The organism is Bradyrhizobium sp. 40 (assembly GCF_023100925.1).
Lineage (GTDB): Bacteria > Pseudomonadota > Alphaproteobacteria > Rhizobiales > Xanthobacteraceae > Bradyrhizobium.
Genome location: NZ_CP064688.1, coordinates 6,799,485 through 6,814,408 on the forward strand (window position 1 = coordinate 6,799,485; position 14,924 = coordinate 6,814,408).

Annotated in this window: 12 protein-coding genes; 5 read left to right on the forward strand and 7 right to left on the reverse strand. The window is 62.7% G+C overall.

All coding sequences use genetic code 11. From position 1 onward, the window contains the following. The first annotated feature begins 222 nt into the window (after nt 1–222). Complete coding sequence (locus IVB40_RS32610; protein ID WP_247817440.1) at nt 223–825, forward strand: hypothetical protein; 603 nt, start codon at nt 223–225, stop codon at nt 823–825. A gap of 57 nt (nt 826–882) precedes the next feature. Here IVB40_RS32610 and IVB40_RS32615 read toward each other — a convergent pair whose 3' ends face one another. From IVB40_RS32615 to IVB40_RS32625, 3 genes are all read right to left on the reverse strand, one after another. Beyond that, nucleotides 883–2,076: a PepSY-associated TM helix domain-containing protein gene (locus IVB40_RS32615; protein ID WP_247817442.1), complete on the reverse strand. Its 1,194-nt coding sequence runs from the start codon at nt 2,074–2,076 to the stop codon at nt 883–885. 63 nt (nt 2,077–2,139) lie between these two features. Beyond that, nucleotides 2,140–4,467 carry a TonB-dependent siderophore receptor gene (locus IVB40_RS32620; protein WP_247817443.1) on the reverse strand — a complete coding sequence of 776 codons (2,328 nt, stop codon included), beginning with the start codon at nt 4,465–4,467 and terminating at the stop codon, nt 2,140–2,142. 206 nt (nt 4,468–4,673) lie between these two features. Further along, a complete protein-coding gene (locus tag IVB40_RS32625) occupies nt 4,674–5,558 on the reverse strand; it encodes a dihydrodipicolinate synthase family protein (protein WP_247817444.1) in 885 nt (294 codons plus the stop codon). Nucleotides 5,559–5,676: 118 nt separating this feature from the next. On the opposite strand from IVB40_RS32625, the gene IVB40_RS32630 reads away from it, so the two are divergent. After that, complete coding sequence (locus IVB40_RS32630; RefSeq protein WP_247817445.1) at nt 5,677–7,089, forward strand: FAD-binding oxidoreductase; 1,413 nt, start codon at nt 5,677–5,679, stop codon at nt 7,087–7,089. Nucleotides 7,090–7,097: 8 nt separating this feature from the next. Then, a complete protein-coding gene (locus IVB40_RS32635; RefSeq protein WP_247817446.1) occupies nt 7,098–7,763 on the forward strand; it encodes a GntR family transcriptional regulator in 666 nt (221 codons plus the stop codon). A 6-nt stretch (nt 7,764–7,769) separates the two neighbouring features. Here the strand turns inward: IVB40_RS32635 and IVB40_RS32640 are convergent, their stop codons facing one another. Continuing rightward, entirely contained in the window at nt 7,770–7,934 is a 165-nt protein-coding gene (locus IVB40_RS32640) for a hypothetical protein (RefSeq protein ID WP_197031097.1), read from the reverse strand. Nucleotides 7,935–8,087: 153 nt separating this feature from the next. Further along, nucleotides 8,088–8,273: a hypothetical protein gene (locus tag IVB40_RS32645; RefSeq protein ID WP_247817447.1), complete on the reverse strand. Its 186-nt coding sequence runs from the start codon at nt 8,271–8,273 to the stop codon at nt 8,088–8,090. 193 nt (nt 8,274–8,466) lie between these two features. On the opposite strand from IVB40_RS32645, the gene IVB40_RS32650 reads away from it, so the two are divergent. After that, nucleotides 8,467–10,488, forward strand: coding sequence for a YgiQ family radical SAM protein (locus tag IVB40_RS32650; protein WP_247817448.1), 2,022 nt, complete (start codon nt 8,467–8,469; stop codon nt 10,486–10,488). 508 nt (nt 10,489–10,996) lie between these two features. On the opposite strand, the gene IVB40_RS32655 is transcribed toward IVB40_RS32650, so the two are convergent. Both IVB40_RS32655 and IVB40_RS32660 read right to left on the reverse strand, forming a co-directional pair. Continuing rightward, nucleotides 10,997–11,422, reverse strand: coding sequence for a hypothetical protein (locus IVB40_RS32655; RefSeq protein WP_247817449.1), 426 nt, complete (start codon nt 11,420–11,422; stop codon nt 10,997–10,999). 182 nt (nt 11,423–11,604) lie between these two features. After that, nucleotides 11,605–12,861 (reverse strand): serine hydrolase, encoded by a 1,257-nt coding sequence (locus IVB40_RS32660; RefSeq protein WP_247817451.1) that lies wholly within the window; start codon nt 12,859–12,861, stop codon nt 11,605–11,607. A 467-nt stretch (nt 12,862–13,328) separates the two neighbouring features. Between IVB40_RS32660 and IVB40_RS32665 the strand changes: the two genes are divergently transcribed. Next, on the forward strand, nt 13,329–14,915 hold the full coding sequence (locus tag IVB40_RS32665; RefSeq protein WP_247817452.1) for a hypothetical protein: 1,587 nt from the start codon (nt 13,329–13,331) through the stop codon (nt 14,913–14,915). Nucleotides 14,916–14,924 lie beyond the last annotated feature (9 nt).

Here is a 14,924-nt window from a genome sequence, read left to right on the forward strand (position 1 = left end):
GGGACTGGTTCTTGAATGATTGCCGGCCGGTTGGCCAGCCCGATCCGGGGGGTATGGCTCCGACCGGCGGGCGCGCCCACCGTGGTCCCCGGCTGAAAATCGTTTCGTATGCCTCGCTTGAGGGCTAAAGTTCCGAATCGTCTGGGGGGCGCAATATGAAAGTGCCAAAATTCCTGGTGGTGTTTCTGGCGCTTCCGGGCGTCGCCATGGCCGCGCTCACCAATGCCGAACGCAAATCGCAATTCGAGCGGGCAATGGCCTCGATCATGGCCGCAGCGACGCCGGCCGTACACCCAACGCTTTCGCGACACGCTGATCAAGGACTATCTCGCCTGCAAACCCAACAAGGGACAGGCCGTGGAGCTCGTCAATGCGAGCTACCTTCGGACCTGCGAACAGGACGACGCTTCGGCGACGGGAGACCGTGCACTGGAATCCTGTCAGCTTCGCTACGGCAAGCCATGCGCCCTGCTGGCGGTCAACGAGGAAATCGTCGCTGAAGGCGAGCTCGCGTCGAGAGACATGCCGCGGCTGCATTATGCAGGCAAGTACGACTTGTCGCAGATTCCAATCATCCGGCGGATCACGCAACAGCGCCCTGACGTGCAGAACTACGACAAGGCCATGGAGCCCAAGGCGATCGCGATCCATCCCTGGGGTAAGCTGTTCATCTCGGCAGGGGACCCCAGCCTTAAAGACGCCCAGACCTCCGCGCTTGCGAAATGTAACAGCGATCCCGCGCGGAACGGCCGGGATGGCGGCTGCTTCGTCTACGCCATCAACAACGACATCGTCCTCGACGAACGGCGCATGCAGGCGAAGTGATACGACGACGGCGGCTCACCCGGGCAACACCAAGCCCTGTCGAAGCAGTCCGCCCGTTCACTCGCCCGGCACGAGCTGCCCGAGCGGTGACTGGGCCGGCCGCCGCAGCTTGCGGCGCGACAGATAAAGCAAAATGCCGGTGACCACGAACAGCGGCATCAGCGCGGCCGCGATCATGAACGCAAGTTTGCCGGGCCAACCCAGAATCGCACCGCGGTGGATGTCGAGCACATTCGCAATGATCTTCTCACCGAACGTCTTGTCGGCGTAGCGTTCCGCAGAAACGAATTGGCCTGTGACGGCATCGACGCGGAATTCGTCACGGGTGGTGTCGAGGGTCGAGTCTTTCCCCCAGGAGCGGATCCGGATCACCGTGCCCGGACCGGCGGGCAACGTCAGCAACGCCTTGGAGAAGCGGCTGCCCTCTTCGTGCAGGAAGGCGCCCCACGCGCGATCAAAGCCGATCGGCTGTGCCGTCTCGCTGGCGCCGGCGGCACGCGACGCCTTTGCAGGCATCTTCGGCTGCATCTTCGCCGAGGCGGCCTGCGGGCGCGACAGCAACCAGACGGCACCGTCCTTGTACCAGTCGAACGAGTACCACAGCCCGGTCAGCGTCATCACCAGATAGACCGGCAGGACCCAGGTGCCGATCACCGCGTGCAGCGAGCGATGGAGGCCGCGTCCGCTGAGGCCGAGATTGGGCTTCAGCCACATCTTCAGGCTGCCTGCACGCCGCGGCCAGCGCAGCACGAGGCCCGAGATGAGCATCACGATCAAGCCGAGCGCGGCCACGCCCGTGATCTGACGCCCCCAGCCCTTGGCGTCGCCGGGAATCAACAGCCAGCGATGCAGCTTGCGCACGGTCGCGAAAAACTCTTCGCCGCGAGGTGCGCCCAACACGCGCGCGTCATAGGGATCGACATAGCGCGAGGACGGCCGCGCGCCTCGTTCGTCGCGGGCGAAGCGCACATGCACCGCGGCGGACGGATCACTTGCTAGCGTCACGGCGGAGACCTTGCCGAGATCCTGCGCCGCAGTCAGGCGCGCAACCAGTTCGTCCGGCATCAGCGCCGGTGACTGGCGCGGCGCGACCTGCATGATGCCGGCGTTGAGATGATCGACGATCTCATCCTCAAAACTCATGATCGCGCCGCTCAACGCGATCACAGCAAGCAGCAGCGCGAGCACGAGGCCGGCGATGGAATGGACATGGTGGAGGGCGGCCTTGATCGCGCGCCAGCACTCACGCATCGGCGCCGGTCCTTCTGATCTGCACGACCGGGAAATCGGCTTCCTCGCGCCACACTGTCATCGCTAGAACTTCACCGTCGCCGACAGAGATACCCGGCGTGCGTCGCCGATCGCGACGTTTAAGGCGTTCCCGGTGGTGGACGTATAATAGACCTTGTCGAACAGGTTCTTGACGTTGAACTGATAGGTCACCGGCAGATTGTCGACCTTGGTGTCGTAGGTCGCAAAGATGTCCGCGACGGTATAGGCCGGCATGAAGAACGTGTTGGCGGCGTCGCCCGGTCGGTCACCGACGTAGTGCGCGCCACCGCCAAGCCGCAGACGTCCGGGCAGCGCATCGCCGAAATCGTAGACGAGATAGAGCGAAGCCGTGTTCATGGCGGCGTTCAGGAGCTTGGCGTTACCGACAGCGGGATCATTGATCAGCCGGGCATCGGTATACCCATAACTTCCGATCAGGCTCCATTGATCGGCTAGTTTGCCGGTCACGTCCAATTCGACGCCGCGCGACCTGGCTGCGCCGGAGGCACGCGCCGCCGACTTGCCTCCGCCGATGTCATCCAGCACCAGCACATTCTTCTTCTGGATGTCGTAGACGGCCAGGGTGCCCGACAGCCGCTTGTTGACATCGAACTTCAGACCGGTCTCCCATTGCGTTCCTTCTTCAGGCGCGATGGTGGAGTCGACGACAAAGCCGGTGGTGAACGCCGCGATGACCGATGTCGGCTTCAGCGACTGCGTATAGCTCACGTAATAAGAGAGCTGATCGTTCAGCTTGAAGATGACGCCGCCTAGCGGCAGCACCTTGTCACCCGCCAAATTGGTGTTTGTGATGAAGTTCGGCCGGCCTTTTCCCGCGAACTGCTCGTATTCCATCCAGCGCACGCCTCCGACCACGGACAGCCAGTTGGTCAGATGGAAGGTGTCCTGGGCGAAGAAGCCGCGGGTGCCGAGTTTGTCCGTCTGCTCGCTGTCCACTGGCGAAACGGTCGTGCCCGGCACGACCAGCCCGTAGATCGGGTTGTAGAAATTGAAGCTCGCCGTCGCCTGCCGAATCAAATCGTGGCGGTCGATCGTGCGATAGAGCGCCTCGCCTCCGAACAAGATCTCGTTTCGGAAGCCGCCGACCCAGACATCACCCTGCAGATAGGAGGTGCCGTAGCTGGCGTTGCTCAGCGAGTTACGCGTGCCGTCGTTGCTGCGGGTCTCGACGCCAGTCGTCGCGTTGACGCCGGTGATGCGAAGTTGGTTGGCACTGAACGTCTCGGTGTTGTAGCTGTAGGCCGCCGTGACCTTCCAATTGTCGTCGACCTTCTGCTCGACCGAGGCCTGCACCAGGTCCGAGATGCCCCACATGTTGTTGAAGGGCTCGTCGAGCCGGCGCGTCTTCGGGATCGCCAGCGGAGCGCCCTTGACGAAGGCAGTGCCGCGGTCGAATGGGTAGATGAATTCGCGGTGCTCATAGGTGAGCTGGACCCTCGTGGTGTCGCCGTACCAGGCCAGCGACGGGTTCACCAGCATTTCCCTGTGGCGGCCGAAATTGCGCCAATAGTCCTCGCTGACGCCGTAACCGACGAACCGATAGGCAAGGCCTTGGTCGCCGATCGGACCGGTGATGTCGAGCGTGCCGTCGGCGCCGTTGCGATTGTTCGCGAATGTCGAGCCGAGCAGCGTGACCGAACCGTGCTGGTAGAGCTCGGGACGCTTGCTGATGGTGTTGACGATGCCGCCGGGATCCATGATGCCGTAGAGCAGCGAAGCCGGCCCCTTCAGCACCTCAACGCTTTCGACCGCGGCGTTCAGGCTGCGCCCCTGCACCAGCGGCATGCCGTTGCGCATGATCGAGCCGTCGCGGTTGTCGCCGAAGCCACGGCGGATCACGGCATCCTGGGTGCCGGCGAGCGTGTTGGTCTGGGTGATCCCGCTGATGTTGACCAGCGCGTCGTCGATATTGCGTGGCAGTTGGTCCTTCAACACCTGCGCGGGCACGACGTTAACGGATTGCGAGGTGTCGAGCGGAGAGGCCTCGCTGCGCAGCGTCGTCGCGCTCGGCATCGCGCGGTAGCCGAGCTTTGCGGCTTGTTGCGCGGCGGCATCAGCCGCGGCGCGTTCCGATGGCGTCGGCGCTGCGGGGGTGGCGGCATTGCGGCTGCGCTGACGTGCGGCCGCTTGCGTCCGGCGTTGAGATGTTTCCGATGCGCGCGCCGTTTTCGGCCGCGGCGCCGGCGCTTCCACCATCACCGGCGGCAGCGCCGATTGGGCCTGCGCGCTCGCCGTGCTGGAGAGGAATTCGGCGAGCAGCACGGCCGCTCCGATGAGAAGAGCCGCGCGGCTGTCGCCGGCAGGCGTTCGACGGCCGCTGACGCGCTGGCCGTCCAGATAGACACGCACTTTCGATTCACTTCCAGGTCAGACGCAGAAGCTGGCGCGTCTAACAGTCGTGGTACGCGAAGAGAACCGTAGGCGGCCTTGAATCGCTCTAGTGTTGAATGGTTCTAGATTCCGATCCCGCTATTCGGCAATCGTCGATTGATTTCACACCGGGCGCGACACGCAGCGCGCGAATTCGCGGCAACGTGTCACGGTTTTGCGCGTTCTCACGCGATCGCGGGAGCCATCAGCTCGTCGAGCTTCCGCTTGAGCGCGGTGCCGTCGGACAAGGCCCGCAGCGGCGGCCGCACGCGCAGCCAGCTCGCATCGCCCGTCTGTGCCGCGAGGGTGGCTTTCAACGTCGTGAGGAAGGATGGTGATTTCACCACGATGTCCACGGCAGCCTGCATGCGTGCTTCGACATCCTTGCCGTCGATCATCGCCTTGACCAGCTCCGGCGCGATGTTGGCCATGCCACAGATGGTGCCGGCACCGCCGGCGGCGATCGCGCGGGTGATGTCAACCTCGTTGCCGACGGTGATGGCGAGCTCGGGAGCGGCGGCACGGAACGCCTGGAACTGCTTGAAGTCGCCGCTGGAGTCTTTCAGGCCTGCAACGACCTTGCCGTAGCGCTTGCGCAAATTCGCGGCGACGGCGGTCGGGATCGCGACACCCGAGATCTGCGGGATATGATAGAGGTAGGCGCGCAGGCGATCGTCGGCGACGCGGTCGAGGATCGCCGCAAACGCATCCTCGATACCCTCAGGGGTGACGCTGCGGTCGAAGTAAGGCGGCAGACACAGCACGTGACGCAGGCCGAGACCGAGCATGGCGCGCGTCAGAGCGATGCTGTCGCTGATCGCGGGGAAGCCCCCGCCGATTCCAATGCGGTCCGGCGCGACGCCGGCCTTGAGCACGGCTTCGATGGTCGCGACCCGTTCGGCGACATTGAACGAGGTGCCCTCGCCGGTGGTGCCGAACAGCACGACACCGTCGACGCCCTTGCCGAAGAGTTGCTTGGCGTGGGCGGCGAGCTTTGCGGAGTCCACGCTGCCGTCCGTCGCCAGCGGCGTCGCCGACGCCACCCAGAACCCGCGAATTGCCTCGGTCATCACACTAGCCTTGTTTTTGCTTTACTTTCCGCCTTGTACCTTACATACAACAAACGCGCAAACCCTTTCCGCCGTCATGGCGGACATAACACGCAGCCAGATTCCGAGGAGGTCTCGCATGAACATGGTGACCCCCATCCAGCGGCCCGACCAGCTGCTCGGCGCCCTGCGCGACAGGCTCGGCGCGGCTGCTGTGCTTGTCGGCACCGACGTGCCCGCGCGCAATTGCAACGACTGGAGCGCGAGCCTGCCGCAAACGCCGCTGGCGGTGATCCGCCCGGTCGACGCTCAAGGCGTGGCGGATGCGATCGCGACTTGCCGGCAGGCACATCTGCCGTTCGTGCCGCAGGGCGGATTGACCGGGCTGTGCCGCGGCGCATCTCCTGAAGCAGGCTGGGTCGCGATCTCGCTGGAGCGCATGAGCGGCATCGAGGAGATCGATCACGCCTCGATGACGATGACGGTGAAAGCAGGTACGCCGCTTCAGACGATCCAGATGGCGGCCGACGAAGCCGGGTTCTTCTTTCCGCTCGACCTCGGCTCGCGCGGCTCCTGCGCGATCGGCGGCAACCTCTCGACCAATGCCGGCGGCAACCGCGTGATCCGCTACGGCATGACGCGCGAGTTGGTGCTCGGGCTCGAAGTCGTGCTGCCCGACGGCACCATCATCACCAGCCTCAACAAGCTGATGAAGAACAATGCCGGCTATGATCTGAAGCATCTCTTCATCGGCTCGGAGGGCACGCTCGGCATCATCACCCGCGTGGTGCTGCGGCTGTTTCCGAAACCGCGGTCGACCATGGCCGCGCTCTGCGCGCTCGAGGACTATGCCGCGGTGATCGCGCTGCTCGGCGCCGCGCGAAGCGGGCTCGGCCCGCTGCTGTCGGCATTCGAGGTGATGTGGCCGGACTATTGGGACGTGATCACCAATCGCGCCGGCGTCAAGCCGCCGGTCGCGGCAGGCCACGGCCTCTACGTGCTGGTCGAAGCGCAGGGCACCGACGAGAGCCTCGATGCGCCGCGCTTCCAAAGCTGGCTCGAAGAGCTGATGGAGCGCGGGTTGCTCGCCGACGCTGCCGTGGCGCAATCGCTGACGCAGACGCAAAGCTTCTGGCGCGTGCGCGACATCTGTGCCGAGTTCGGCCAGGTGCTGGGGCCGCACATCTCCTACGACATCGGCCTTGCCGTGGCGCGGATGGACGAGTTCGTCACGCGCTGCAAGGCGGCGCTCGCAAAGGGCATCGAGGGATGCGAGAGCGTCTATTACGGCCATATCGGCGACGGCAATCTGCATCTCGTCTCCTGGGTGACCGGCCTTGCCGTCGAGCAGCAGCCGAAGGAAGCGATGGACGCGATCATCTACGGTCTCGTGCGTGAGATGGGCGGCAGCGTCTCCGCCGAGCACGGCATCGGCACGCTGAAGAAGAAGTGGCTGGGTCATGCCCGCAGTGAGGTCGAGATCGCGCTGATGCGGACGCTGAAGGCCGCGCTCGATCCCGATCATCTGCTCAACCCCGGCAAGGTGATCTGAGAGATCCGATGCGATCGCTGAAGCTCGATGCACCGAAATCGCTGTCGCAACGGGTCGTGCAGCGGCTGCGCCAGGCCATCATCGACGGCGAGTTCGCGCTGGGTGCAGCCATCTCGGAGGAGATGGTGGCAAATTCCTTCGGCGTCAGCCGCACCCCGGTGCGCGAGGCGATGGGTCAGTTGCAGGCGCAGGGCCTCGTGGTGATCCGCCCGCAGGTCGGCAGTTTTGTCTTTACGCCAAGCGCCGAAGACATCACCGCGCTCTGCACGTTCCGAAACGCGCTGGAGCCCAAGGCCGCCGAGCTCGCCTTCCACCATGATCGCGCCGGTGCGATCGCGACGATGAGCGAGGCGATCGCGGCGATGGAGCCGGCGATTGAAGCCCGGGACAATATCGCCTACGGGCGCGCCGATGCCGCCTTCCACGAGGCGCTGTTCGCCCATTGCGGCAACCGCTATTTCGCCGAATCCTATCAACTCGCATCCAGCCGCGTCGCAGCACTGCGCACCAATTTGACTTCGCCGATCGACGTGCGCACACGCACGTCCTTCGACGAGCATCGCAAGCTGCTCGATCTGTTCGCCCGCGGCGAGTTCGCCGCCTTCGCGACGCTGATGACCACGCACGTCACCAATTCGGGCGTGGTCTACGCCAAAGCGCTGCAGGTGGATTGAGCGCTGCTACCGCGCATTTTTCGTGCCGGGCCTGTCCAGAAAATCCAGCGCGGTGTTGATCTGTTCGAGCTGGTGTTCGATTTTGTCGCGGTCCTCGACCGTGGGCGCCTTCTCGAGCTGCTCAACGAGCTTCTGCTTTCGCAACAGCAAGTTCTCTATGACTGTACTCACGGCTCCCCCATCCGCCAAAGGCGAACATCGGGGCGATATTAAACCCCGGGCGCGAGCGCGCGCCAGCCGGGCCGGCGCAAACCCTGCATCAGAATGTTCGTGAGGGCAGTTGGTTCCTGCGCGTGATCCGAGAACATGGATCCGCTGGCGCGCTTAATGGGTCGAGCCTACGCCCGCGAGTTGCACCGGTGCGATCTGGGTACGCGTGACGGAGACCGAGAACAGCGCCAGCAGCGCGCACAGCATGCAGAGTCTCATCCGCACTGTCCTGCGATCGGTGATCGGCAGGAACAGGAAAAACATCATCACCAGGATCAGCAGCATGTCGACCACAAACATCGATCTCTCCCTTGAAACGAGGCAGAGCATGACGCGGTGCAGGCTGGGCGGTATGTGGACGGCGTCACACAGCTGATGGCGGCGCTCGCGAACGGTTAACGCGGTCGCACGCCCGGGCTGCCGGCCACGGAACCGGATCTTTCACGTGCCCGTCGGTTGTATTCGCCGTCCCGGAGTCCTATGCGTATGCGCCATGGACATCCAGATCATCGCCGCCGAAAAGCCCCTGATGGCGCAGGCACGCCCGCACAAGCCGGCGCCATTCCTCCCGATGAGCCGCGCCGAGATGGATGCGCTCGGCTGGGACGCCTGCGACATCGTGCTGGTGACGGGCGATGCCTATGTCGACCATCCCAGCTTCGGCATGGCCATCATCGGCCGCCTGCTGGAGGCGCAGGGTTTTCGCGTTGGTATCATCTCGCAGCCGGACTGGCATTCGGCCGAGCCGTTCAAGGCGTTGGGCAAGCCAAAGGTGTTCTTCGGCGTCACCGGCGGCAACATGGATTCGATGGTGAACCGCTACACCGCGGACCGCCGGCTGCGCCATGACGATGCCTATACCGCGGGCGGCGAAGGCGGCAAGCGGCCGGACCGCTGCACCGTGGTCTACGCGCAGCGTTGCCGCGAGGCGTTCAAGGGCGTCCCGGTCGTGCTCGGCGGCATCGAGGCCTCGCTGCGCCGGATCGCGCATTACGATTACTGGTCCGACAAGGTGCGCCGTTCGGTGCTGGCCGACGCCAAGGCGGACCTGCTGCTCTACGGCAATGCCGAGCGCGCCGTCGTCGAAGTGGCGAACCGTCTTGCCGCCGGCCAGGCGCCGCGCGAGCTCGACGACATCAGGGGCGTAGCGCTGTTCCGCCGGGTCCCTGAGGACTACGTCGAGCTGCACGCCGACGATATCGACTCCGCCGACGAGGGCGCTTCGCGGACGAAAGGCCTGACCGTGATCCGGCTGCCGGCTTTGGAGCAGGTCGAGCAGGACAAGGAGGCCTATGCCCGCGCGTCACGCGTGCTGCACCGGGAGAGCAATCCCGGCAATGCGCGGCCGCTGGTGCAGCGCCACGGCGATCGCGATCTCTGGCTCAACCCGCCGCCGATCCCGCTGACCAGCGAGGAGATGGACGCAGTCTACGATCTTTCCTACGCGCGCGCCCCGCATCCGTCCTATGGCGAAGCCAAAATCCCCGCCTGGGACATGATCAAATTCTCGGTGACGATCATGCGCGGCTGTTTCGGCGGCTGCACCTTCTGCTCGATCACCGAGCACGAGGGCCGCATCATTCAGAACCGCTCCGAGGGCTCGATCCTGCGCGAGATCGAGAAGATCCGCGACAAGACGCCCGGCTTCACCGGCGTGATCTCCGACATCGGCGGTCCCACCGCCAACATGTACCGGATGGCATGCAAGGATCCCAAGGTCGAGGCGGCGTGCCGGCGGCCCTCCTGCGTCTTCCCGGAGATCTGCCCGAACCTCAACACCTCGCATGACGATCTGATCCGGCTCTATCGCAAGGTGCGCGAGACCAAGGGCATCAAGAAGGTGATAGTGGCTTCCGGCGTGCGCTACGACCTCGCGGTCGGAAGCCCCGAATACATCAAGGAGCTCGTCACCCATCACGTCGGCGGCTATCTGAAGATCGCGCCCGAACATACCGAGCGCGGGCCGCTCGACAAGATGATGAAGCCCGGCATCGGCGCCTACAACCAGTTCAAGCCCATGTTCGATGCCGCGGCCGAACAGGCCGGCAAGAAATATTATCTGATCCCGTATTTCATCGCGGCGCATCCGGGCACGACCGACGAGGACATGATGAACCTCGCGCTCTGGCTGAAGAAGAACCGCTACCGCGCGGATCAAGTGCAGACCTTCCTGCCCTCGCCGATGGCGACCGCAACGGCGATGTACCACACCGGCGTCAACCCGCTGCGCGGCGTGCGGCGCGGCGGCAGCGACAAGGTCGAGGCCATCAAGGGCCTGCGGCAGCGCCGCCTGCACAAGGCCTTCCTGCGCTACCACGATCCCGACAACTGGCCGGTGCTGCGTGAAGCCCTGAAAGAGATGGGCCGCGCCGACCTGATCGGCTCGCGCCCCGACCAGCTGGTCCCCGCGCACCAGCCGCCCGGCACCGGCAAGGCCGCCGGCACGCGGCGACCGGTTCGTCCAGACGGCAAGACCCAGCGGTTCACGACCAAGAATCTGCGGGTGATGAAGTAGCGGGCGAGCCGGGCCAGGTCCGGTTCATCCTCGCACTGTCGTGCCCCCAAAACAAAAACCTCGAAAACAACCCCATGCACAGTAGCCGGCATGAGCGGGATCAATGACTTAGGTGCTTTGCGAATCCGTTAAATCCGCCGGGCAAGACAACGGAAAACGAAAATTCGCTTTTGACGAAATATTGACTCGTCGGGCAAAACAGGCGCACGATGCCATTGTCGCGGCACGCGTGACAGGGCGAGCCCAACCGCTACTCCGTATCGATATCCTCGAGCTTCACAGCACCTCGCGCGCAGGCTCGAAACAATCGTCCTCAGACTTGAATCCATTCAACACAGCAGACTCGGTGCGCGCCCGGATGCGCTGGGGAGCGTAGTCGTAAACGCGCTAGCTCGCGGGGTGGCCGGTGTCCGCTCTGTCCGCGAAACCGGACATGGCCAGTCCGGCTTTGTGAGTCAGCTTCGGGCCAGCAGCGGAAGTGCTGGCTCTGCGTTGCTGCTGACCTAGTTTACTTTCTCATCGGACCTAGAAGGTCCCCAAGCATATGCCTCTTCGGGGCTGCTAAACGCTCGTATGATGGGTTCGGAGAAGCCAAGCACCTCGTAGCAGTAGTCGCCTCGACAAAGGAGAAGTGCCGCGGCTTCCGACCGACCGGATCGATCGCAGCGTAGGCTTTCAGCAATGCCGAGTTCTCAGCTTCTTTAATGTAGACTCCGCCGTCGTAGCGGCCAGTTGTTTTGTCCCCGTGATCGGCGACCGAATAGATCATTTCTTCGATGCCCGAATAGATCTCGCAGGACATTTCGATGCCGTAAGCGCGAAGGCCGGGGTTCGGTGCCACCACGATGAGATAGAGAACGCCGCGCCAAAGGCCTTGATCGAAAACAAAAGGTGGGCGTTCGATGCCATCGATTATCGAAGGGTGGGCCGCCATTTGATAGTGGAATCAGGAAACAATTGGAGTCCTTTTCGGTTTGAAAGTTGCGTCATGCCGACAACAAGGCGCTGGGTCAAGATTGTCGCAATGGCCAGAAGCAGACCTCGCAGCTCATTGGGCTTTCTATTCCGACGTCGAGGGCGGAGTGGACCTCTCTTCCCCTGGGAGAAAAGGTGGCGTCACCCGAACTGCGCGACCACGGCCGACCACAGACGCCAGATTTCGGGGGACTTTTCATCGACGGCGGTCTGCACCATGACCAGCTTCGAGGGCGGATCAACGAGGATGCGCTGCCCGAGGTGCCCCAAGAGCGCGAATTGCCGTCTGCTGCCGGGAAACAGGTAGACCTGATAGCCGTACCCGAATCCTCCCTCGGCTTTTGCCAGATACGTCTCGGACGCAAGCACCGTGGTCGCATCAATCATCCACTGTGCCGGTATTATCTGTTTGCCTTCCCACGCTCCGTTGTGGGCCAGCAGACGGGCGAGCCGCGCGTAATCGCGCAGTACCGCATTGAAGAACCCGTGCGCTACCTCACGGCCATCCGCATCAATCAGCCATTTGGCATCCGCTTCCGTGCCGATCGGCTGCCAAACTTTTTCCTGGAGATAGCCGCACATTGATTGACCGGTCGCGTAATGCAGCACGAGACCAAGCACGTCCGTCTCGATACTGGCGTAATGGAATCGCGTCCCCGGCGGCGCGATCCGTTGGTTGAATTGCGCGATGCTGGCAACGGTGCCTTTTTGGGAAAACCAGTGTTTGCGCACCATGTCGCCCCACAGGCGATCGAGGTCGTCTCCGCTGCCTTTCGCTTCATCGTTCTCTTCACCGAACTTCACGCCAGACGACATGTGCAGCAGCGCGCGGATCGGCGTTGCACCGTATTCCGTGCCCTTCAAGCCGGGAACATAGGTCTCCGCAGCATCGTCGATCGACTTGATCGCGCCTTCCGCGGTCGCGATCCCTACCAGCATGCCAGTGATAGATTTTGCCATCGACTGCGATATCAGCCGGTCTCGATCGGTGCGGCCGTACTGATAGCACTCAACCAGAATCCGGTCGTCCTTAGCGATCAACAGGCCCGTCACCGGATTGCGCGACAGATAATCCGCAAGCGAAGCGCGGTTTCCCTTGTACTGGTAGCTGACATCCGCCGGCGTTCGCTTGAATGGCCAGGATGTGGCCGCGCGATCGACGTGGCGTGTCGGGAATATCTCATCGTAATGACTGAATGCGCCGACGCGGTATTTTGGCGAGGCCGGATTGCCGGGCTGGAAGATCCTCCACCGGTCCTTGATCGGGTAGTTCTCGGCCGCGCCGTAAAGTTCGGCGTCCGGGCCATCGGCGAAAAAGGACGGACCACCACCGATTTCGGCAGCCCAACTCCATTTCGCCGGCGCCGCAACGCAGGTTGCCGCAAGTCCGGTCAGCATAGAGCGTCGCGAGAGTGCATTCCCGGCGCTGGTATCGGACTTTAAAGGCCTTCTCATTGCTCATTGTTCCAAGTTACCGCTGCGCCGCTTGCAAGAGTGATAAAATCGCGCCTTCGCAAACCTGGCCCATCCGACCTTGAAATCGCTGGAGAGGCGCCAACTGCTCCTCACCGCGAATGCTACCGCGCGTAACATTGAGCCAAGCAGCGTGCTGTGTCAATGGCCTACAGCTTTTGAGCGAGGTCCGCTTTGGGCCCAACAGCGGAAATGGCGTTGTCAATCACCCCCACATGTTCGCTCCGCCCTTGTCCAATTGTGCTTCAATGAGCTGGCTCGCCGCACGTCGTTGCGCAGTGCGGCGGCCACCCGGCGGAATCCTGAGAATTTGAACTCTGCTGCAGAAAACATTATTCATATATGCGGCGGAGGATTGTGCGCTTTAACCCCCGCCGAAGGTGCTCGTAACAATGAAACGCAGCATACGATCAGTGTCATCGCTATCGTCTTTTGCCGCTGCCGTCCTGGGCCTCATCTCAGCAATTGCACCACAGATCGGCAGCGCGGCCGAGCCTCCGCCCGGTTTTAACGCCGTCGTGCAGATCGGTCCCGAGGGCACCTCCGCGATCATGATTGCCCCTGACCGAAAATGGTTTCTCACGGGAACCCAGCGCGAGGTCACTGTCCGCGACATGAACACCGGAAACATATTCCGCAATCTGGTAGCCAGCGAGGGCACCCGGTTTACGCGCATGGCCATTTCGGGTGACGGGCGTGTCGTTTTTGCACGGGTTGCGCGGGACACCGATGAGGTGGAGACCGCCGCGTGGTCCCCAGAAACTGGCCTGCGGATCGAGAATGCGGGGATGCTTGTCCCATCTCTTGAGGCGAACAACTGGACCTGGATCGAGCACAAATGGCCCTCTTCTTGGTCGCGCGATCCGGACGGGCCAATCGATCTGGCAACCGAGAAACAATATCTCGTCGATCAGAAATTGGCTTCTCTGATCGATCTAGAGAAAGTCGCAAGCGTCGAATCAACCGATCGGCAAGACTTCATTCAAGTGACGACCGCAGACGAGAGGCAGGATGGTTTTGACCCATTTGACTATAACGCCGAACCAGGCTGGTCCTACCATGTGTATTTCATCGACGTGATTAGGAAGGAGATCGTCGCCGACGTTTCCGGAAAGACGCTACGCACCTTCTGCGGTCGGCCGCATGGTGCTTTCGCATTCGACGGACAACATCTCTTGCTTGCGCCAACTGAACTTGATGCCAGCAGTTCGAACGTAAATGCGTTGCTAGTTGATGTCAGCGCAGCGCCGCCGGCGCTCAACTGGAGCTGGCCCTGTCAGGACACCCAGGTTTCGGGCATTGGGTTTTCTCGCGGGCTGATCATCGTTCGAGCAACGCCAGATCAGGTTACGATATGGGACCCGGCGACAGCACGCCGCGTTATCCATCTCGAGGATATATACGACAGCGACGTCCTCGCCTGGTCCAATGACCTCACGACATTCGCAGTCGGATTTCATGAACAGCGGACTATGAAGGAGGGGCACAGATACGGGGTCGCGGTCGTCCGATCGGCCAAGAAGCTGTTCTTCCGGACGGATGCGGAGGTTCTTGAGATTCGCCTCGGCGAAGACGGAAGCAAGCTCTTTGCACGAACGAACGCTGGTTGGTCGGCCTGGGACGCAGCGAGCAGCACCAAGCTGTCCTCTTTTGTCCTTCCTCCCGCTCCCGATGAAACCATCCTAGGACGTCAATCGAACGAATCTCCAAGCGGCAAGGGCGAGGTCGTTCAGTCAGCTTACGGATTCGACCCATGTGCGGATTTGCGCTCGACTTCGAACATGTCGATCAAGCTATGCGACGTAGCCTCGGGGCGATCGCTGTGGCTGGCAACCGCCAGCGATGGCGCAGCAGGTCGAGAGTTTCTGATCGTGCAATTTGCGGATGGCCGAGTGCTTGTGTCGGAAGGGGCGGAAGACCTAGTCAAGTTTGTTAACGCGTTCGATGTGCGTCCATTCACGGATCAACGAGGTCGCTAGTCTCTCGCA

Excerpts from the sequence above, each read along its gene's own strand:
- IVB40_RS32650 (WP_247817448.1), top strand. The coding sequence starts at position 8,467 with ATGGACATCCAGATCATCGCCGCCGAAAAGCCCCTGATGGCGCAGGCA.
- IVB40_RS32645 (WP_247817447.1), bottom strand. The coding sequence starts at position 8,273 with ATGTTTGTGGTCGACATGCTGCTGATCCTGGTGATGATGTTTTTCCTG.
- IVB40_RS32660 (WP_247817451.1), bottom strand. The coding sequence starts at position 12,861 with ATGCTGACCGGACTTGCGGCAACCTGCGTTGCGGCGCCGGCGAAATGG.
- IVB40_RS32625 (WP_247817444.1), bottom strand. The coding sequence starts at position 5,558 with ATGACCGAGGCAATTCGCGGGTTCTGGGTGGCGTCGGCGACGCCGCTG.
- IVB40_RS32615 (WP_247817442.1), bottom strand. The coding sequence starts at position 2,076 with ATGCGTGAGTGCTGGCGCGCGATCAAGGCCGCCCTCCACCATGTCCAT.
- IVB40_RS32665 (WP_247817452.1), top strand. The coding sequence starts at position 13,329 with ATGAAACGCAGCATACGATCAGTGTCATCGCTATCGTCTTTTGCCGCT.
- IVB40_RS32610 (WP_247817440.1), top strand. The coding sequence starts at position 223 with ATGCCGAACGCAAATCGCAATTCGAGCGGGCAATGGCCTCGATCATGG.
- IVB40_RS32635 (WP_247817446.1), top strand. The coding sequence starts at position 7,098 with ATGCGATCGCTGAAGCTCGATGCACCGAAATCGCTGTCGCAACGGGTC.
- IVB40_RS32630 (WP_247817445.1), top strand. The coding sequence starts at position 5,677 with ATGAACATGGTGACCCCCATCCAGCGGCCCGACCAGCTGCTCGGCGCC.
- IVB40_RS32655 (WP_247817449.1), bottom strand. The coding sequence starts at position 11,422 with ATGGCGGCCCACCCTTCGATAATCGATGGCATCGAACGCCCACCTTTT.